18 protein-coding genes are annotated in these 17,449 nt (G+C 71.5%); 7 read left to right on the forward strand and 11 right to left on the reverse strand.

Annotated elements, in window-relative coordinates:
* Window positions 1–147: 147 nt before the first annotated feature.
* Window positions 148–1,095 carry a C40 family peptidase gene (locus tag NI26_RS13950; protein WP_066656519.1) on the reverse strand — a complete coding sequence of 316 codons (948 nt, stop codon included), beginning with the start codon at window positions 1,093–1,095 and terminating at the stop codon, window positions 148–150.
* Between the two features lie 290 nt (window positions 1,096–1,385).
* Window positions 1,386–2,081: a metal-dependent transcriptional regulator gene (locus NI26_RS13955; RefSeq protein WP_066656523.1), complete on the reverse strand. Its 696-nt coding sequence runs from the start codon at window positions 2,079–2,081 to the stop codon at window positions 1,386–1,388.
* A 165-nt stretch (window positions 2,082–2,246) separates the two neighbouring features.
* On the opposite strand from NI26_RS13955, the gene serC reads away from it, so the two are divergent.
* Window positions 2,247–3,365, forward strand: coding sequence for a phosphoserine transaminase (serC, locus tag NI26_RS13960; protein ID WP_066656526.1), 1,119 nt, complete (start codon window positions 2,247–2,249; stop codon window positions 3,363–3,365).
* Between the two features lie 69 nt (window positions 3,366–3,434).
* On the opposite strand, the gene NI26_RS13965 is transcribed toward serC, so the two are convergent.
* Entirely contained in the window at window positions 3,435–4,118 is a 684-nt protein-coding gene (locus tag NI26_RS13965; protein ID WP_081985101.1) for a DUF3027 domain-containing protein, read from the reverse strand.
* On the reverse strand, window positions 4,118–4,495 hold the full coding sequence (locus tag NI26_RS13970) for a cold-shock protein (protein ID WP_066656529.1): 378 nt from the start codon (window positions 4,493–4,495) through the stop codon (window positions 4,118–4,120). The genes NI26_RS13965 and NI26_RS13970 overlap by 1 nt, the downstream gene beginning before the upstream one ends.
* 55 nt (window positions 4,496–4,550) lie before the next feature.
* On the opposite strand from NI26_RS13970, the gene NI26_RS13975 reads away from it, so the two are divergent.
* The 5 genes from NI26_RS13975 to NI26_RS13995 all read left to right on the forward strand — a co-directional run bounded on the left by NI26_RS13975 (window position 4,551) and on the right by NI26_RS13995 (window position 10,951).
* Window positions 4,551–4,850 carry a hypothetical protein gene (locus tag NI26_RS13975; RefSeq protein ID WP_066656531.1) on the forward strand — a complete coding sequence of 100 codons (300 nt, stop codon included), beginning with the start codon at window positions 4,551–4,553 and terminating at the stop codon, window positions 4,848–4,850.
* A gap of 28 nt (window positions 4,851–4,878) precedes the next feature.
* Entirely contained in the window at window positions 4,879–6,645 is a 1,767-nt protein-coding gene (locus tag NI26_RS13980; protein ID WP_066656533.1) for a helicase-associated domain-containing protein, read from the forward strand.
* Between the two features lie 98 nt (window positions 6,646–6,743).
* On the forward strand, window positions 6,744–8,438 hold the full coding sequence (locus NI26_RS13985) for a DNA repair helicase XPB (protein WP_066656535.1): 1,695 nt from the start codon (window positions 6,744–6,746) through the stop codon (window positions 8,436–8,438).
* Window positions 8,439–8,493: 55 nt separating this feature from the next.
* Window positions 8,494–9,189 (forward strand): response regulator transcription factor, encoded by a 696-nt coding sequence (locus NI26_RS13990; protein ID WP_056120555.1) that lies wholly within the window; start codon window positions 8,494–8,496, stop codon window positions 9,187–9,189.
* Window positions 9,190–9,250: 61 nt separating this feature from the next.
* Complete coding sequence (locus NI26_RS13995) at window positions 9,251–10,951, forward strand: sensor histidine kinase (protein ID WP_066656538.1); 1,701 nt, start codon at window positions 9,251–9,253, stop codon at window positions 10,949–10,951.
* A gap of 188 nt (window positions 10,952–11,139) precedes the next feature.
* On the opposite strand, the gene NI26_RS14000 is transcribed toward NI26_RS13995, so the two are convergent.
* The 7 genes from NI26_RS14000 to NI26_RS14030 all read right to left on the reverse strand — a co-directional run bounded on the left by NI26_RS14000 (window position 11,140) and on the right by NI26_RS14030 (window position 16,969).
* Window positions 11,140–12,015: a hypothetical protein gene (locus NI26_RS14000; protein WP_066656541.1), complete on the reverse strand. Its 876-nt coding sequence runs from the start codon at window positions 12,013–12,015 to the stop codon at window positions 11,140–11,142.
* Window positions 12,016–12,286: 271 nt separating this feature from the next.
* A complete protein-coding gene (groL, locus tag NI26_RS14005) occupies window positions 12,287–13,906 on the reverse strand; it encodes a chaperonin GroEL (protein ID WP_066656544.1) in 1,620 nt (539 codons plus the stop codon).
* Between the two features lie 259 nt (window positions 13,907–14,165).
* A complete protein-coding gene (locus NI26_RS14010) occupies window positions 14,166–14,369 on the reverse strand; it encodes a cold-shock protein (protein WP_066656547.1) in 204 nt (67 codons plus the stop codon).
* A gap of 159 nt (window positions 14,370–14,528) precedes the next feature.
* Window positions 14,529–15,119, reverse strand: a complete 591-nt coding sequence (locus NI26_RS14015; protein ID WP_066656550.1) for a LytR C-terminal domain-containing protein — start codon at window positions 15,117–15,119, stop codon at window positions 14,529–14,531.
* Window positions 15,116–15,409, reverse strand: coding sequence for a DUF3263 domain-containing protein (locus NI26_RS14020; protein ID WP_235426381.1), 294 nt, complete (start codon window positions 15,407–15,409; stop codon window positions 15,116–15,118). Before NI26_RS14020 ends, NI26_RS14015 begins: the two co-directional genes overlap by 4 nt.
* A 97-nt stretch (window positions 15,410–15,506) precedes the next feature.
* Window positions 15,507–16,505 carry a DUF2332 family protein gene (locus tag NI26_RS14025; protein ID WP_066656567.1) on the reverse strand — a complete coding sequence of 333 codons (999 nt, stop codon included), beginning with the start codon at window positions 16,503–16,505 and terminating at the stop codon, window positions 15,507–15,509.
* On the reverse strand, window positions 16,502–16,969 hold the full coding sequence (locus NI26_RS14030; RefSeq protein ID WP_066656570.1) for a GNAT family N-acetyltransferase: 468 nt from the start codon (window positions 16,967–16,969) through the stop codon (window positions 16,502–16,504). Before NI26_RS14030 ends, NI26_RS14025 begins: the two co-directional genes overlap by 4 nt.
* A 65-nt stretch (window positions 16,970–17,034) precedes the next feature.
* On the opposite strand from NI26_RS14030, the gene msrB reads away from it, so the two are divergent.
* A complete protein-coding gene (gene msrB, locus NI26_RS14035; protein WP_066656573.1) occupies window positions 17,035–17,439 on the forward strand; it encodes a peptide-methionine (R)-S-oxide reductase MsrB in 405 nt (134 codons plus the stop codon).
* Window positions 17,440–17,449: the final 10 nt, after the last annotated feature.

Here is a 17,449-nt window from a genome sequence, read left to right on the forward strand (position 1 = left end):
ATGAGGTCTCCCGTGTTCGGGCCGGATCGGACCGGTGCAGCACCAGGGTACGTCGGAAACCGGCCCGACACGAGGGTGTGCGGACCGGTTTCCGGGAGTGTTCACGGGAACGACACCAGGGTCGTCACCGTCGTGCGGGTGCTCGGGTCAGATGCCGAAGCGCACGATGTGGTAGCTGCTCGTCCAGATCGGGCGGATCGAGACGGAGCCACCGGGCTTCGGCGCGTCCATGATCATGCCGTTGCCCATGTAGAAGCCGTCGTGCGAACCGTCGTTGAAGATCACGACGTCGCCCGGCTGCGCCTGGGACTCGGGGATCGTGGTGCCCGCGGCGTCCTGCAGCGGGACCGAGTGCGGCAGGCTGATGCCGTACTGCGCGTAGACGTACATGATGTAGCCCGAGCAGTCGAAGCCGGACGGGTCCGCGCCGCCGAAGACGTACGGGGTGCCGATGTACTGCTTCGCGGTGGCGACGACGGCCGGCAGCGAGAACGGAGTGTTCGCGGCGGCCGCCGTGGTGGCGATCTCGTTCGCGGACGGGCCGCTGTACGACGAGTACTGCTTCGCGGTCTGCGCGCGCGCCGCCTGGGTCGCTGCGGCCTGGGCCTGCGCAGCCGCGGCCTGCTCGGCGGCGGCCTTCTGCGCGGCCTCGGCGTCGAGGGTGGACTGGGCGGTCGCGCCGTAGCCGTCACGCGACGTCCCGGCGAGGGCCACGGCGTCGGACACTGAGAACTGCTGTGCCTGGGTCGTGCGGACCTGGCGCTGCGCGTCGGCGGCGGTCGAACCGGTCTGCTGCGTCGCGGCGAAGGCCGGGGCGACGGCCACGGTGCCGAACATGCCGGCGGCGACCGTCAGCACGACGGGGGCGAGGAACCGGCGCTTGCGGGCCGAGCTGCTCGCCTTGGCGGTCTCGGCGGCGCGGGCGGCCTGCGCAGCGCGACGGCCGCCGGGGAGCGGTGCGTCGCGGACGGGGGTGATGCGACGGGCGGGGGCTTCGGTCTGGCGCGCGGCCCGCCGGGTGAGCGGGGCGTCGTTCGCGGTGTTCGTCGGGTTGGCGGGCGTCTGGTCGTCCGCGGCGGAACCGGTCTGCGTCAAGGGTGGTGTCTCCGGCGTCTCGTCACCGTCTCCGCCTGGGTCAGGGCGGAGGGGCGGACCCCATCCGTTCGTCATCGTTTCCGATCGAGGCAGGAGACGGGTTCGAGACGTCCTGCCACGGGTCCTGGGCCTCGTGGGCGGCCCGGGGACTCGACGAGTGTACGTGGGGGCCGTTACCTTGTCGAGATGAAACGACGGTTCGGTAACGGAACGATCACGAACCCCTGATCAGCGGCGATCGACCCTCGTGACCTTGTGCCGATTCTCAGGCTCGGACGGCGCCCCGACGGTCAGTCCCGCTCGATGTAGACGTGCTGCGCGACCTCGGTCGGCAGCTCGATGCCGGCGTCCTCGCCGTCCACCCGGACCGCGACGTACGCACCGGCGCGCTGCACCCGGGCGACACGGCCGGGCATGACGCCGGCGGTGCGCAGCTGGTGCAGCAGCTCGGGCTCGAACTGCACCGGTTCACCCAGGCGACGCACGACGCCGACCGCGACGGCGTCCGTGCCGTCGGTCGCCGCGACGATGTTCTGCACACCGTCGAGGAACTGCCCCGCCGTCGGTCCACCGATCTCGGCGAGCCCGGGGATCGGGTTGCCGTAGGGCGACTCCGTGGGGTTGCCGAGCATCTCGAGCAGTCGGACCTCGACCTGCTCGCTCATCACGTGCTCCCAGCGGCAGGCCTCGTCGTGCACGAAGGCCCAGTCGAGTCCGATCACGTCGGCGAGGAGCCGTTCGGCCAGCCGGTGCTTGCGCATCACGTGCGTCGCCCGCGAGCGACCCTCGCCCGTGAGCTCGAGGTGGCGGTCACCGGAGACGACGACCAGACCGTCGCGCTCCATCCGCGCGATCGTCTGGGAGACGGTGGGACCGGAGTGTCCGAGACGCTCGGAGATGCGCGCGCGCAGCGGCACGATCCCCTCTTCCTCGAGGTCGAGGATCGTCCGCAGGTACATCTCCGTGGTGTCGACGAGATCGGTCACGGTCCGCCTCTCATGTCTGGGCCCAGCCCGATCCACCCTACTTGAGCAGTGCGACAAGACCGCACCGACGGGCGCGCTCCACGGCCTGGAGGCGCGGGTCGGGTCCGCCCCGTCCGGCCGGTCCAGGGTCGGTGACGGTGGGATACCGCTCGCTAGGATCGGCGCATGGCAGACATCGTCATCCCCGCCGAACTCCTCCCGACCGACGGACGCTTCGGCTGCGGCCCGTCCAAGATCCGCGGCGCGCAGCTCGAGTCACTCGTGACCCGCGGGGCGACGATCCTCGGGACGTCCCACCGCCAGAAGCCCGTGAAGGACCTCGTCGGCAGCGTCCGCCGCGGCCTCGCCGACCTCTTCCAGCTCCCGGACGGCTACGAGGTCGTCCTCGGCAACGGCGGCTCGACCGCGTTCTGGGACGCCGCCGCCTTCGGGCTGGTCGAACGTCGTGCCGAGAACCTGTCCTTCGGCGAGTTCGGCTCGAAGTTCGCCAAGGCCACGGACACCCCGTGGCTCGAGACCCCGCACGTCGTCGAGGCACCCGGCGGCTCGCTCGCCGCGCTCGAGCCCGTCGAGGGCGTCGACGTCTACGCCTACCCGCACAACGAGACCTCGACCGGCGTCATGGCGCCCGTCGTCCGCGCTGCGGGTGACGACGGCGCGCTGACCGTCGTCGACGCCACGAGCGCCGCCGGTGGTGCCGCGTTCGACGTCGCCGCGACCGACGTCTACTACTTCGCACCGCAGAAGAACTTCGCCTCGGACGGAGGGCTGTGGCTCGCCCTGTTCTCCCCAGCCGCGATCGAGCGCGTCGAGCGCATCGCCGCCTCGGACCGCTACATCCCGGAGTTCCTCTCCCTGCAGAACGCCGTCGACAACTCGCGGCTCGACCAGACGCTGAACACCCCGGCGCTCGCGACCCTGCTGCTGCTCGACGACCAGGTCGACTGGATCAACCAGTCCGGTGGTCTGGCGTGGGCCGACACCCGCACGAAGACGTCGTCGTCGACGATCTACGACTGGGCCGAGGCCTCCGACCACGCCACCCCGTTCGTCACCGACCCCGCCCACCGGTCGCAGGTCGTGGCGACGATCGACCTCGACGAGTCGATCGACGCGAAGGCCGTCGCCGCGACGCTCCGCGCGAACGGCATCGTCGACACTGAGCCGTACCGGAAGCTCGGCCGCAACCAGCTCCGTGTCGCCACGTTCACCGCGATCGACCCGGACGACGTGGCGAAGCTCGTGCGGGCGATCGACTTCGTCATCGGCGAGCTGCGCGGCTGAGGCGCCAGCACGGACGGACGGGAGGCGCGGTGCCAGCTGGCACCGCGCCTCCCGTCCGTCCGTGGCGCGTCAGGCGCCGTGGCGCTCCGGGTCCGTCTCGGACGGGTCGAGCCGGTCGAGCTCGAGGTCCTGGTCGGGGTCGGTCGGCCGGACGCGGGACGCCCGACGACGCGAGCCGCGGGAGCGCACCGGAGCGGGGTCCTCGGCGACGTCGTCCGCCGCGTCGTCATCGGAGTCGTCGTCCGCCGCGTCGACGTCGACGCCGTCGAGCTCGTCGTCGTCCGACTCCGCGAGGTCGTCCTCGTCGTCCTCGAACTCGTCGTCGTCGTCGTCCGAGGCGTCGTCGTCTGCCTCGTCGTCGTCCGGGTCGTCGTAGTCGGACTCCTCGGCGTCGTCGAGGTCGTCGTCCTCGTCCGACTCGTCGTCGTCCTCGTCGTCCGACTCGTCGTCGACGTCCTCGTCCGCCTGGCCGGCGCGGTACTCCGCCATCCGGTCCGCCCACGGCACCCAGTCCGGAGCGACCAGCGAGCCGTCGCCGGGCATCAGCTCGACCTCGAGCACGGTGGGCTCGTCGCCCTCGACCTGCGCGATCGAGACCGTCCAGCGCCACCCGGGGTAACCGGGCATCCGGTTCGAGAACAGGACCGAGACGACGCCGTCACCCTCGTCCACGGTGCCGACCGGCTGGCCGACCGTCGACTCCGGCGTGACCTCGAGCAGCGCCTTCCGCGCGAGCTCCGTGTGGTCGACCATCAGGCGTCCAACTGGTCTGCGACGTGGCGCAGGATCGCGGCGAGGCGTTCGCCGTTCTTCGGGTAGCGCCCGTGGCGCAGGTCGCCGCTGACCCGGTCGAGCTCCTTCACCAGGTCCTCGACGATCACCGCCATGTCGTCGGCGGAGCGGCGGGACATCTTCGCGAGCGAGGGCGCCGGCTCGAGCAGCCGCACGGACAGCGCCTGCGAGCCCTTCTTGCCCTGCACGACGCCGTACTCGAGGCGGGTGCCGGCCTTGACCGAGGTGACGCCGTCCGGCAGCGAGGACGCGTGCAGGAAGACCGGCTCACCGTCGTCGCCGGTGATGAACCCGAACCCCTTCTGGTCGTCGTAGAACTTGACCTTGCCGGTGGGCATGCGTGGACTCCTCGTGGTCGTGGAACGGCCGTGGTGCGTCGGATATCCTGGGCCGATGGCCAAGCCGACCCGATCCACCGGGAACACGCGCGAACCCGCGGACACCCCGGTGACGTTCAATCGTACCGAACGCGTCCTCGGGTTCATGATCGGCGGCATCTTCATCGCCGGTCTCCTCTGCATCATCGCGATGGTCGTGATGTGGCTGACCGTCCCGAGCGCCAACGGATCGATGCCCTGGCCGGTGATCATGGCGGTCCCGCTCATCGGTCTGCCCATCGGCATGGTGCTGGTCCTCGTCCTGCTCGGACTGACCTGGACCAAGCGCGCCCGCGAGAACCGGTCGGACCGCTGAGGACCCGCGCGGACCGGAGCGGCGGACGATGACGACCACCGCCGACCTCGCCGCCCGGCTGCGGGGGATGTCCGACGACGAGCTGGAACGGCTCGTGGTCGCCCGCCGTCTGCCCGCGGCCGTCCTCGCCGAGTCCGGCCCGCAGCACGCGGCCGACTTCTTCGACCTCGCCGAGGCGCTGCGCACCGACGACGCCGTCGACGCCGCGCTCGAGCACCTGCCCCGAGCGACCCTCCTCGCCCTCCGCGACGGGTCGGCTGACGCCGACGCGCTCGCCCCGGCGGTCGCGCTGGGCCTCGCCGACGACGCGGGCGCGGTGGACGACGCCGTCGCCGGACGACTGGCCGCCCACGCCGAGGTCGCCGACCTCCGGCCGGGAGGCACGGCGCCGGTCCGCCCCGCCGCGCCCGACGAGCAGGTGGCCGACCAGGAGCGCGCCCGCGCGACCGGCGCGGAGCGTGCGTTCACGACGATGACGGTGCTCGCCGAGCTGCTCCGCGCGGTCGACGCCGGCGAGGTCCGCGAACTCGTCAAGGGCGGCATCGGCACGCCGCTCGCCCGGACCCTCGGCGAGCGCGTCGGCACCGACCCGGACGTCGTGCCGGACCGGCTCACGCTGCTGGACCGCACCGGCCTCGCGCACCCCGGCGAGGGGCGCTGGGCCGTGTCCTCCGAGGGGCGCACCTGGCTCCTCGCGGCCTGGCCGGACCGCTGGGTGGACCTGGCCGGACGGTGGTGGCGCTCGCTCGACCCGGCCGTGCACGACGTGCTCCGGGCGGCCGACGACGACCTGCACGACCTGGTCGCCGTCGGACGCTGGGCCTTCCCGGCGGGCGCCCGGTGGCTCGACGCCGTCCTGCTCGACGTCGCCGGCACCGCCGAGGTCCTCGGGCTCGCGGTCGACGGCACGGTGACGGCGACGGGCCGAGCGGTCCTCGACGGCGATGCCGACGCCGCAGCCGACGACCTGCCGCCGACCGTCGACGGCGTCTACCTGCAGCACGACCTGACGGTCATCGCCCCGGGGCCGCTCACTCCCGCCGACGACGACGCACTCCGGAGCGTCGCCGACCTCGAGGCACCGGGGTTGGCCGCCCGGTACCGCGTCTCCGAGGACTCCGTGCGGCGGGCGGTCCGGGCCGGCAGCACGCGTGAGGACCTGCTCGCGCTGCTGGACCGACTCTCGGCGACCGACGTGCCGCAGCCCCTCACCTACCTCGTCGACCAGGTGGCGTCGCGGGACGGCGGCCTCGTGGTCGACGTCGCGCCGGACGGTCGCGGGGCGGTCGTGCACGGGACGCCGGACCAGCTCGACCTGGTCGGGGTCGACGCCGAGCTGCGCCAGCTCACCTGGGAACGCGCCGACCTGACGACGCTCACCGCCCCGCACCCGCCGCACGTGGTCCACGCGGCGCTCGAGGAGCAGCGGTACCCGGCCGTGCTGACGGCCGCCGCCCGTCCCGTGGCCTCGGACGCGCCTCCCGGCCGTCGGCGTGGTGGCGCCGGTCGCACGCCGGAACAGGCCGCCCACGCGCTCGTGGAACGCCTGCGCCTGACGACGGAGCGCGGCGACGCGGAGCCGGAGCAGGAGTGGCTCGGGCGGCAGATCGACCTGGCGGTGCGCGGGAAGACGCCGATCCGGCTGACCGTCCGCATGCCGGACGGGTCGGAGCGACCGATCTCGATCGTGCCGACGTCGGTCGCCGCCGGACGGGTCCGCGGCCGTGACACCGCGGTCGACGTGGAGCGGACGCTGCCGCTGTCGCTCGTCGTCGCGGTCGAGAGCGAGGCCTGAGCCGCGCGTCCCTGCACAACCGTGCCCCGCGAGCCGGTTCTCCACCGTTGCGCAACGGGGGCGGCGGCTCGCAGCCGCGCCGCCTAGGCTGATCCGTCATGAACGGACCGCTGATCGTGCAGAGTGACCGCACCGTGCTCCTCGAGGTCGCCCACCCCCAGGCCGAGGACGCCCGGCACGAGCTCGCGGCCTTCGCCGAGCTCGAACGCGCCCCGGAGCACGTGCACACCTACCGGATCACGCGCCTCGGGCTCTGGAACGCCCGCGCGGCCGGGCACGACGCCGAGTCGATGATCGGCACGCTCGAGCGGTTCGCGAAGTTCCCGGTCCCGCAGAGCGTCACGGTCGACATCCGCGACACCGTCTCGCGGTACGGGCGGCTCGTCATCCGGCGCGAGGAGCGCGAGGACGCCCCGGCGATCGCGAACTCCCCGAGCGAGGAGCTCGAGCGCCAGCCGCTCCTGCTCCTCACCGCCGAGGACCCGTCGGTCCTGGCCGAGGTCACCCGGTCGAAGCGCATCAAGCCCCTGCTCGGCGACCAGCGCTCCCCCTCGGAGATCGAGCTGCAGCCCTGGGCACGCGGGCAGGTCAAGCAGGAGCTCGTCAAGCTCGGGTGGCCGGCGGAGGACCTCGCGGGCTACACACCGGGGCAGCCGCACCCGATCGACCTCGACACGGCGTCCTGGCACATGCGGCCGTACCAGGAGCAGGCCGTCGACACCTTCTTCGCGCAGGGCTCCGGCGTGGTCGTGCTGCCGTGCGGTGCCGGCAAGACGCTCGTCGGCGCCGGGGCGATGGCGACCGTCAAGGCGACGACGCTCATCCTCGTGACGAACACCGTGTCCGCCCGGCAGTGGCGGGACGAACTCCTGCGCCGGACGACCCTGTCCCCCGAGGACATCGGCGAGTACTCCGGCACCACGAAGGAGATCCGTCCCGTCACGATCGCGACGTACCAGATCCTGACCGCTCGGCGGAAGGGCGAGTACACGCACCTGTCGCTCCTCGATGCCCTCGACTGGGGCCTGATCGTCTACGACGAGGTCCACCTGCTCCCCGCGCCGGTGTTCAAGCTCACCGCCGACCTGCAGGCACGGCGGCGGCTCGGGCTCACGGCCACCCTGGTGCGTGAGGACGGCCGCGAGAGCGACGTGTTCTCGCTCATCGGGCCGAAGCGCTACGACGCCCCGTGGAAGGAGATCGAGGCGCAGGGCTACATCTCCCCGGCGGCCTGCTACGAGGTGCGGATCGACCTCCCCCACCAGGACCGCCTGGAGTACGCGGCGTCGGGTGACGACGAGCGCTACCGCATGGCGGCGACCTCGCCGGCGAAGACCCCGGTGGTGCGCGAGCTCATCGAGAAGCACCACGGCGAGCAGATCCTGGTGATCGGGCAGTACATCGACCAGCTCGACGACCTCGCCGCGTCACTCGACGCCGCCGAGATCACCGGGTCGACACCGGTCGACGAGCGAGAGCGGCTGTTCCAGGCGTTCCGCGAGGGCTCGATCGACGTGCTCGTGGTGTCGAAGGTCGCGAACTTCTCGGTGGACCTCCCCGACGCGACCGTGGCCATCCAGGTGTCCGGGTCGTTCGGCTCCCGACAGGAGGAAGCGCAGCGTCTCGGCCGGTTGCTCCGCCCGAACAAGGACGGCCTGCCGGCGTCGTTCTACACGCTCGTGACGCGGGACACGGTCGACCAGGACTTCGCGCAGAACCGGCAGCGCTTCCTCGCCGAGCAGGGGTACGCGTACACGATCCTCGACGCCGACCAGGTGCTGGCGGCCGCGTAGCCACCACACGACCCGCTCCCAGGAAACCTCTAGGGAACGGTCAGAGGATGGGTCCATGACCGATGGCCCCAAGATCCTGATCGTCGACGACGAGCCGAACATCCGCGACCTCCTCACGACCTCGTTGCGCTTCGCCGGGTTCGCCGTCCGTGCGGTCGGCAACGGGGCCCAGGCGATCTCCGCCGTGCTCGAGGAGGAGCCCGACCTGATCATCCTCGACGTGATGCTCCCGGACATGAACGGCTTCGGCGTCACAAAGCGCCTCCGCTCGTCCGGGTACACGTCGCCGATCCTCTTCCTCACCGCGAAGGACGACACCGAGGACAAGATCACCGGGCTCACCGTCGGGGGCGACGACTACGTCACCAAGCCGTTCTCGCTCGACGAGATCGTCGCGCGCATCAAGGCGATCCTCCGTCGCACCATGAACGACGAAGAGGACGCGATCATCCGCGCCGGCGAGCTCACGATGGACCAGGACACGCACGAGGTCACGATCGGCGACGCGCAGATCGAGCTGTCCCCGACCGAGTTCAAGCTCCTGCGCTACCTGATGCTCAACCCGAACCGCGTGCTGTCGAAGGCGCAGATCCTCGACCACGTGTGGGAGTACGACTTCAACGGCGACGCGGGCATCGTCGAGTCGTACATCTCGTACCTCCGCCGCAAGCTCGACCAGTACTCGACCGAGCCGATCATCCAGACGAAGCGCGGGTTCGGCTACATGCTGAAGGCGTCCAAGGCGTCCTGACGCCGGGCACACGGCGACCGTCCGGTTTCACCGGGCGGTCGCCGCTTATCGTTGGGGCAGCATGCACACGCGAATGAGCCACTGGTGGGACGGGATCTCCCTCCGCACCAAGATCACCGGCATCACGGTGCTGCTCGTCGCGCTCGGGCTGCTCGTCGCCGGGCTCGGCACCATGACGGTGCTCTCGACGTACCTCATGCAGCAGCTCGACAACACGGTCAAGCAGACGTCCGAGCAGCTCGAGGGGCAGAACATCAGCGATGGCCAGCAGTACTGCACGCTGTCGATCGTCCTGTCGCCGAGCGCCTACGTCGCGGCCTACGACTCCCGCGGCGACAAGATCTGCCAGACCCGCGCATCGAGCCGACCGGACATCCGCTCGCTCGACTTCTCCGCCGCGGCGCAGAGCTCGCAGCGGTTCTCGCTGTACGACAGCCAGCACGACCACGAGTGGCGCGCGCAGATCATCCCGGCGTCGCTGCAGAACCAGTCGAGCGGCACCTCGGAGACCGGGTACGTGCTCGTCGCCGTGTCGAGCGCCGACACCGACAAGACCATCGGCCGCTTCACGATCATCTTCCTGGGCTTCGGCATCTCGGTGATCCTGCTCGGCGCGATGCTGACACGGCTCCTCGTGACGGCCACGTTCGACCCGCTGCGCGACGTTGAGGACACCGCGGCCCGGTTCGCCGCCGGTGACTTCAACCAGCGGCTCGAGGCCGACACCCCGAACACCGAGGTCGGTCGCCTCAACCGCTCGCTCAACGCGATGCTCGAGCGGATCGACTCCGCGTTCGAGGACCGCGAGCGGACGATCGACCAGATGCGCCGCTTCGTCGGTGACGCCTCCCACGAGCTCCGCACGCCGCTGGTGTCGCTCCGCGGCTACGCCGAGCTCTACCGGATGGGGGCGCTCCGCAAGGAAGAGGACGTCGCCCAGGCGATGGACCGCATCGAGAAGGAAGCGCAGCGGATGGGCCTGCTCGTGCAGGACCTGCTCCAGCTCGCCCGCATCGACGAGTCGAAGCCGCTCGAGCTCGGCCCGGTCGACCTCGTCGCGATCGCCCGCGACTCGGCACTCGACACCATGGCGTCGAACCCCGACCGCGAGATCCAGGTCCTCGTCGAGGACGCCGTGACCGGCGTCAGCGTGCCGCAGGCCGTCCGTCCGGGTGCGTTCGGGCAGGTCGACACCGGCGAGACGCCCGTCTCCCCGCCGTCGGCGAACTCGACCGGCCCGATCGCGTTCTCGCGGCAGACGATCGCGCGCCTCCGTGCCCGCCGCAACCGCGCCATGGGCGTCGAGGGCGGTGTACCGACCGACGAGACCACGCCCCTGCCGACCGTCGTGCTGCCGGCCCGTCCGCCGATCGTCCTGGCCGAGGAGAACAAGATCCGCCAGGTCGTGACGAACCTGATGGGCAACGCCATGCGGTTCACCGAGCACGACGACCCGATCGAGATCGGCATCGGCGTGGACGACGACCTCGGCATGGCCCACATCGACGTCATCGACCACGGCGAGGGCATCCCGCCGCAGCTGCGCGAGAAGATCTTCCAGCGCTTCTGGCGGGCGGACACCTCGCGCGCGCGGGACACCGGCGGCTCGGGCCTCGGTCTCGCGATCGTGTCGGGCATCGTGCACGCGCACAACGGCTCCGTCGAGGTGTTCGACACCGAGGGCGGCGGCGCGACCTTCCGCGTCTGGCTCCCCCTGCTCCCCCGCGACTACACCCCCACCCCGAAGTCCCCCGCCGCCTGACGCGCCACCCGCCGCCCGTCGCCGCCCGGCGTCCCGCCGTCCGTCCCCGTTCTGGTCGCACGGCTTGCCGCTCAACTCCGGCCGACGCGGCATGTCGTGCGACTCGAACGGTCGCAGGCGGCAGGTCGTGCGACCGGAGCACGGCGCGGACCTGTAGGAACGAGCGACGTCAGAGCTGCCGGACCGGCTCAGGAACGGGCGGCGAACGCTTGACGGAGTCGCTCGAACAGCACCGCAGGTCGAGCCGCGTCGGCAGCCGTCGCGTGCACCACGATCCACCCGTTGACAGCGAACCCGTTGCCTCGGCGCTGATCGTGTCGGAAGACGTCGCGCTCGCGGTGATGGTCGCCGTCGTACTCGAGCGCGATACGGAGCTGTGGCCAGCACATGTCCACCCGTCCGAGGAACGTACCGCGCTCATCGAACACCTCGTGGTTGAGCTCGGGCTCTGGGAAGCCTGCATCAACGACGTCGAGGCGGATCAGCGTCTCCATGGGTGACTCGCTCCCCGGACGCACGGCCTCGAGTGCAGCCCGCGCGAGAACGACCCCGTGCCCGCGGGGACGGAGCGCACGCGCGAGATCCTCGATCGTGGCGAGTCTCGCCCGTCCGACGAGGTGGTCGCCGAGGACGACGAGCGCTCGGAAGTCGAAGAGGGTCGCGCACTCGGCCCAGGCGCGGGCCGGCGTGCTGACCGGGAGGCCGTCCTGCTCGACGGTGTCGTCGTCGGCCACACGATGGGCCATGACACCCGGACGCCGCATGAGGCTCCCTCCGCCGATGGTCGCCACGTGTACCCGCGACCCTTCGCGGTGTTCCCTCGGCACCGGCGCTCCCCACACGCTGACTGCGGTCGTGTGGCTGAACCGCTGGTCGGGGCGGAGCACCAGGGCGATGCAGTCGACCAGGCTCGCGTCGCGGTCACGAGGCACGCGGACGCCGTGGACGGGGCGCCGGAGATCAGCGCGGCGCATGCGGCTCGTACCCTCGCCGTACCGACGAGCTTGTGCGACGGTGAAGGCCCGTTCCGCGAGGCCGTTCGGCAGTGCGCGCGGAGTGGTCATGCTCGCATCCTGGAGGCGCACGACACCATCCGAGCCAGAGGCGGGCGCACCTGTGGAGAACGACCGCAGCCGAGCCTCCCGTGCGGGAGAAGCCCCTGCGTCCTGGTAGCACGACATGCCGCGCGCGGTCGTTGCGGGCGCACGACCTGCCGTCGAAGTCGAACCTGAGCGGCAAGTCTTGCGACCGAAACCGAGCCAGGGCCGCCCGCCGGCGCCCGCACGCGGAAGGGCCCCGCACGCGCTGCGTGCGGGGCCCTTCCGGCTACCGGGACTAGAAGTCCATGCCACCCGTGGGGTCGCCGGCCGGCATGGCCGGGTTCTTCTCCGGCTTGTCGGCGACGACGGCCTCGGTCGTGAGGAACAGACCGGCGATCGACGCGGCGTTCTGCAGCGCCGAGCGCGTGACCTTGGCCGGGTCGATGATGCCCGCGGCGACGAGGTCGACGTACTCGCCGGTCGCGGCGTTGAGGCCGTGACCCGACTCGAGCTCGCGGACCTTGGCGGCGACGACGCCCGGCTCGAGACCGGCGTTCAGCGCGATCTGCTTGAGCGGCGCGTCGATGGCGACGCGGACGATGTTCGCACCGGTCGCCTCGTCACCCTCGAGCGAGAGCGTGTCGAGCGCGACGGACGCCTGGATGAGCGCGACGCCACCACCGGCGACGATGCCCTCCTCGACGGCGGCCTTCGCGTTGCGGACGGCGTCCTCGATGCGGTGCTTGCGCTCCTTGAGCTCGACCTCGGTCGCGGCACCCGCCTTGATGACGGCCACGCCACCGGCGAGCTTCGCGAGGCGCTCCTGGAGCTTCTCGCGGTCGTAGTCGGAGTCGGTCGCCTCGATCTCGGAGCGGATCTGACGGACGCGGCCCGCGATCTGCTCGTCGTCGCCGGCACCCTCGATGATCGTGGTCTCGTCCTTGGTGATGATCACCTTGCGGGCCTTGCCCAGCAGGTCGAGGGTCGCGTTCTCGAGCTTGAGGCCGACCTCTTCCGAGATGACCTGGCCGCCGGTCAGGATCGCGATGTCCTGCAGCATGGCCTTGCGACGGTCGCCGAAGCCCGGGGCCTTGACGGCGACGGACTTGAAGATGCCACGGATCTTGTTCACGACGAGGGTCGCGAGGGCTTCGCCGTCGACGTCCTCGGCGATGATGAGGAGCTGCTTGCCCGCCTGGATCACCTTGTCGACGACCGGGAGCAGGTCCTTGATGTTGGAGATCTTCGAGTTGACGATGAGGATGTACGGGTCCTCGAAGACGGCCTCCTGGCGCTCCGGGTCCGTGACGAAGTACTGCGACAGGTAGCCCTTGTCGAAGCGCATGCCCTCGGTCAGCTCGAGCTCGGTGCCGAAGGTGTTCGACTCCTCGACGGTGACGACGCCCTCCTTGCCGACCTTGTCGATCGCCTCGGCGATGAGCTCGCCGATGGTGGGGTCGGCGGCCGAGATCGACGCGGTCGCGGCGATCTGGTCCTTGGTCTCGATGTCCTTCGCGTTGGCGAGGAGCTGGTCGGAGACGGCGGCGACGGCCTTCTCGATGCCGCGCTTGAGCGACACGGGGTCGGCACCGGCCGCGACGTTGCGGAGGCCCTCGCGGACGAGCGCCTGGGCGAGCACGGTCGCGGTGGTCGTACCGTCACCGGCGACGTCGTCGGTCTTCTTGGCGACCTCCTTGACGAGCTCCGCGCCGATCTTCTCGTACGGGTCGTCGAGCTCGATCTCCTTGGCGATGGAGACACCGTCGTTCGTGATCGTGGGGGCGCCCCACTTCTTCTCGAGGACGACGTTGCGGCCGCGCGGGCCGAGCGTCACCTTCACGGCGTCGGCCAGGGTGTTCAGGCCGCGCTCGAGGCCACGACGGGCCTCCTCGTCGAAAGCAATGATCTTAGCCATGTGAGTTTCTCGTCCCTCCCGGACGTCGTGCGTGGGGGTCGTGCTGGCACTCAGCGCAAGCGAGTGCCAACGCCGATTCTGGCACTCGCCGGGTGTGAGTGCAACACAGTCGGGAGGCGCGGCTCGACTTCCCAGGACACGTTGCGGCCGGGACCCGGCACGCTCAGGCCCGGGTGGTGGCTGCTCGGCGGGCGGAGCGCCGTGCACGACGAACGCGCCGCCCCCGAGGGGACGGCGCGTTCGTCGAGTGGTCCTGGGCTCAGGCGGGACGGACCGCCTCTGCCTGTGGGCCCTTCGACCCGGTGCCGACGTCGAACGTCACCGCCTGGCCCTCCTCGAGGACCTTGTACCCCGACATGTCGATCGCCGAGTAGTGCACGAACACGTCCTGGCCCCCTCCATCCACGGTGATGAAGCCGAAGCCCTTCTCGGCGTTGAACCACTTCACGGTTCCGTTGGCCATGATCTCTTGCTCCCTGGTGCTGCAGTTGCGGACGACGCCATCGCCGTCTGGCGATGACTCTCGTGCAACAACGGCGGCAAGGCAAGAGGTGTGACGTTCTTGCACGCCGATCGCGTCAGAAATCAACGTGCCCGAAACACCTCCGTCACACAGCGCGCGTCAGCCGCCGTAGTCGGCGCCGAGCACGACGCTGACGTCGGCGTTCGGGAACGCCGCCGACTGCTCCACCGTCGCGATGCCGAGCGCCTTCGCCACACCCTGTGCCACGGCCTGCTGCTCGGGCTGCTGGTAGTACACGACCGAGGTCGTCGTCCCCGTCGTCCCGGCGTCACCCGTCGAGGCGACCTGCCAGCCCGCGGTGGTCAGTGCGCTGCTGGCGCGGGCGGCCAGACCGGTCGTCGTCGTGCCGTTCAGCACGACGACGCTCGTCGCGCCCTGCGCCGAGGGCTCCGCAGCGCTCGGCTCCTCGGACGCGGGCGCCGACGGCGACTCCGAGGGCGTCTCCGACGGCGCGGCCGACGCCGAGGAGCTCGACGAGGGGCGCGGCGACGAGGTCGACCCCGGGAACGAGTAGCTGCCGTTCAGCAGCGCGAGCACGAGGACACCGACGAGCACGAGCACACCGGTCGCGAGGGCGCCCCAGGCGAACGCGATCCACCCGCGTCCACGACGACGGGCACCGCGGTGCGCTCCGACCCGGGGGCCGTCGGTGACGTCGTCGAACCGGTCTCGCGGGAATCTCTCGGTCATCGTTCCTCTTCACGGGGATCGGGCGCGGGGGCGACGAACGCGCGCGCCGCTCGTGCTCGGGTGCGTGCGTGCCGGAGCCGCTGCAGCCGACCGACCAGCTGGGGGTCGAGCGCGAGTGCGGCGGGCAGGTCGATCACGCGGTTGAGCACCTGGTAGTAGCGCGCCGGCGACATGTCGAACTCGACCCGGATCTCCGCCTCCTTCGTGCGGTCGTGCCGCGCCCGGTCGTGCTCGAACGCGAGCACGCGCTGGTCGAGCTCGCTGAGCTCGTCGGTGGGGAGGGCGGTCACGGCACTTCCGGTCACGGTTCGGTCACGGGTCTCGCACATCGTAGGGGTGCCCGGCGGTCCGACCCTGGCACGCGGCTGGACTGTCGCGAAGCCCGGTTCAGGCTGCGGGCCGCCGGAACCACCGCACCCGGACGCCGAACGGGTCGCAGACCGCCGTCGCCACACCGTCGAGCGACACCGTGGCGAAGGCGTCCGGGTCCGCCGGGTCGACGTCGTCGGGCAGCGTCGCGGCCACCCCGCGCAGGATGCCCGTCCGTTCGACCGCGACCCAGTGCACGCCACGCTCCGCCAGCCGGTCGACCACGCGCTGGCGGTCGGCGCCCGGCACGTAGACGAGGGTCCCGGTGGTGAGCACCACGGGACGGACGCCGTCCGGCAACGCGTCCAGTGCACGGTCGAGGTCGCCGGGCAGCGTGCCACGGATCCGGACGGGAGGCACGGCGAGCGTCGCGCGCGCCGCCTCGCGCATCAGGGCGGTGCGGTCCGTCGCCTCGGGCGGGACGGCCTCGACCAGCCGGTCGAACGCACCGGGCTCGGCGAGGTCGATCGGGTTCGGGTCGAGGGCGACCCGCGCGCCGATCCGGATCGGGGTGCCGGCCGACTCGGGGACCGCGCCGCTGGCGTCGACCGTCAGGTGCACCGACGGCTCGGCGACGGCGGTGTGCACCCGGACCGTGCCGTCCCCGGTCCGGTGGTCGAGCGTCACCCGGTCCGGGATCGAGCAGAGCCCGGCGGCGGCCCCGGCGTCGACGAGGCCGAGCGGCCGCGGGTCCGCCGCGGCGAGCGCCGCGAACAGCGGGACGACGGGACCGAGCCGCCGCGGGTCGTTGGCCTGCACCGTGGCGGCGGCGAGCGCCGTGACGAACGCGGCACGGGCCTCCCGGCCGAGCGCACGGAGCGCTCCGGGGTCCGACGGGTCGGCACCCAGCCGACGTGCGACGGCGAAGACCAGCTCCGGTTGCCGCTGCTGCTCGGGGACCGCGTCGAGGAGCGCGACCAGGTCGTCGTCGACCGAGCGTGCCCAGGCCGCGTACGACGGCGAGGCCGGAGCGATGCGCGCCGCGTAGGTGGCGTACCGCTCGCGCGTGACGGTCACGGGCGGTGCATGCCGACGTGACGGATGCCGGCCTCGTCGTAGGGCGCACCGAACCGGACGAAGCCGTGGCGTTCGTAGAGGCCCGCGACGTACTCCTGGGCGTGCAGGACGAACGGCTCGTGACCGTGCGTCTCGAGCACCCCCGCGACCAGCCGTCCGGCGATCCCCTGCCCCCGGTGGTCGGGGTGGGTGGCGACCCGGCCGATCACCCAGGCCGGCGGCTCGCTGGCCGCGGGGTGGTCCTCGTCCGGGGCGGGCCGGACGAGGCGGAGGTACCCGACCGGATCGTCGTCGGCTCCGAACCACCAGTGCTCGGTGTCGGGCTCGCGGTCACGGCCGTCGAAGTCGTCGGCGGTGACCCGCTGCTCGAGGGCGAAGACGCGGTTCCGCAGCCGCACGATGCCGTACAGTTCGTCCGTCGTCAGGCGGGTCCAGCGGGCGTGGCGGACGGAATGCTCGGACATCGTCGCGAGTTTACTGAAGGGGTCGGGCATCACCATCGAGCCCCGACCGGAAGCAGGAGGAAGCAATGGCGTACAACGTCGACAAGTCGGACGCCCAGTGGCGCGAGGAGCTCTCCCCGGACCAGTACGCCGTGCTCCGGCAGGCCGGGACCGAGCGCCCGTGGACGGGTGAGCTGCTCGACGAGGAGCGCGCCGGCACGTACACCTGTGCGGCGTGCGGCGCGGAGCTGTTCCAGAGCGGCACGAAGTTCGACTCCGGTTGCGGCTGGCCGTCGTTCTACGAGTCGGTCCGCCCCGAGGCGGTCCAGCTCATCGAGGACAAGTCCCTCGGCATGGTCCGCACCGAGGTCCGCTGCGCGAACTGCGGCTCGCACCTCGGGCACGTGTTCCCCGACGGCTTCGGCACCCCGACGGGTGACCGCTACTGCATGAACTCGCTGTCGCTGAACTTCTCCGAGCAGGGCGAATGAGACCCCGACG

It is taken from the genome of Curtobacterium sp. MR_MD2014 (assembly GCF_000772085.1).
GTDB lineage: Bacteria > Actinomycetota > Actinomycetes > Actinomycetales > Microbacteriaceae > Curtobacterium.

Coding starts and splice junctions, on each gene's coding strand:
- NI26_RS13995 (WP_066656538.1), top strand. CDS start 9,251: ATGCACACGCGAATGAGCCACTGGTGGGACGGGATCTCCCTCCGCACC.
- groL (WP_066656544.1), bottom strand. CDS start 13,906: ATGGCTAAGATCATTGCTTTCGACGAGGAGGCCCGTCGTGGCCTCGAG.
- NI26_RS14010 (WP_066656547.1), bottom strand. CDS start 14,369: ATGGCCAACGGAACCGTGAAGTGGTTCAACGCCGAGAAGGGCTTCGGC.
- NI26_RS13970 (WP_066656529.1), bottom strand. CDS start 4,495: ATGCCCACCGGCAAGGTCAAGTTCTACGACGACCAGAAGGGGTTCGGG.
- NI26_RS13975 (WP_066656531.1), top strand. CDS start 4,551: ATGGCCAAGCCGACCCGATCCACCGGGAACACGCGCGAACCCGCGGAC.
- NI26_RS13965 (WP_081985101.1), bottom strand. CDS start 4,118: ATGGTCGACCACACGGAGCTCGCGCGGAAGGCGCTGCTCGAGGTCACG.
- NI26_RS13980 (WP_066656533.1), top strand. CDS start 4,879: ATGACGACCACCGCCGACCTCGCCGCCCGGCTGCGGGGGATGTCCGAC.
- NI26_RS14000 (WP_066656541.1), bottom strand. CDS start 12,015: ATGACCACTCCGCGCGCACTGCCGAACGGCCTCGCGGAACGGGCCTTC.
- NI26_RS13985 (WP_066656535.1), top strand. CDS start 6,744: ATGAACGGACCGCTGATCGTGCAGAGTGACCGCACCGTGCTCCTCGAG.
- NI26_RS14030 (WP_066656570.1), bottom strand. CDS start 16,969: ATGTCCGAGCATTCCGTCCGCCACGCCCGCTGGACCCGCCTGACGACG.
- msrB (WP_066656573.1), top strand. CDS start 17,035: ATGGCGTACAACGTCGACAAGTCGGACGCCCAGTGGCGCGAGGAGCTC.
- serC (WP_066656526.1), top strand. CDS start 2,247: ATGGCAGACATCGTCATCCCCGCCGAACTCCTCCCGACCGACGGACGC.
- NI26_RS13990 (WP_056120555.1), top strand. CDS start 8,494: ATGACCGATGGCCCCAAGATCCTGATCGTCGACGACGAGCCGAACATC.
- NI26_RS14015 (WP_066656550.1), bottom strand. CDS start 15,119: ATGACCGAGAGATTCCCGCGAGACCGGTTCGACGACGTCACCGACGGC.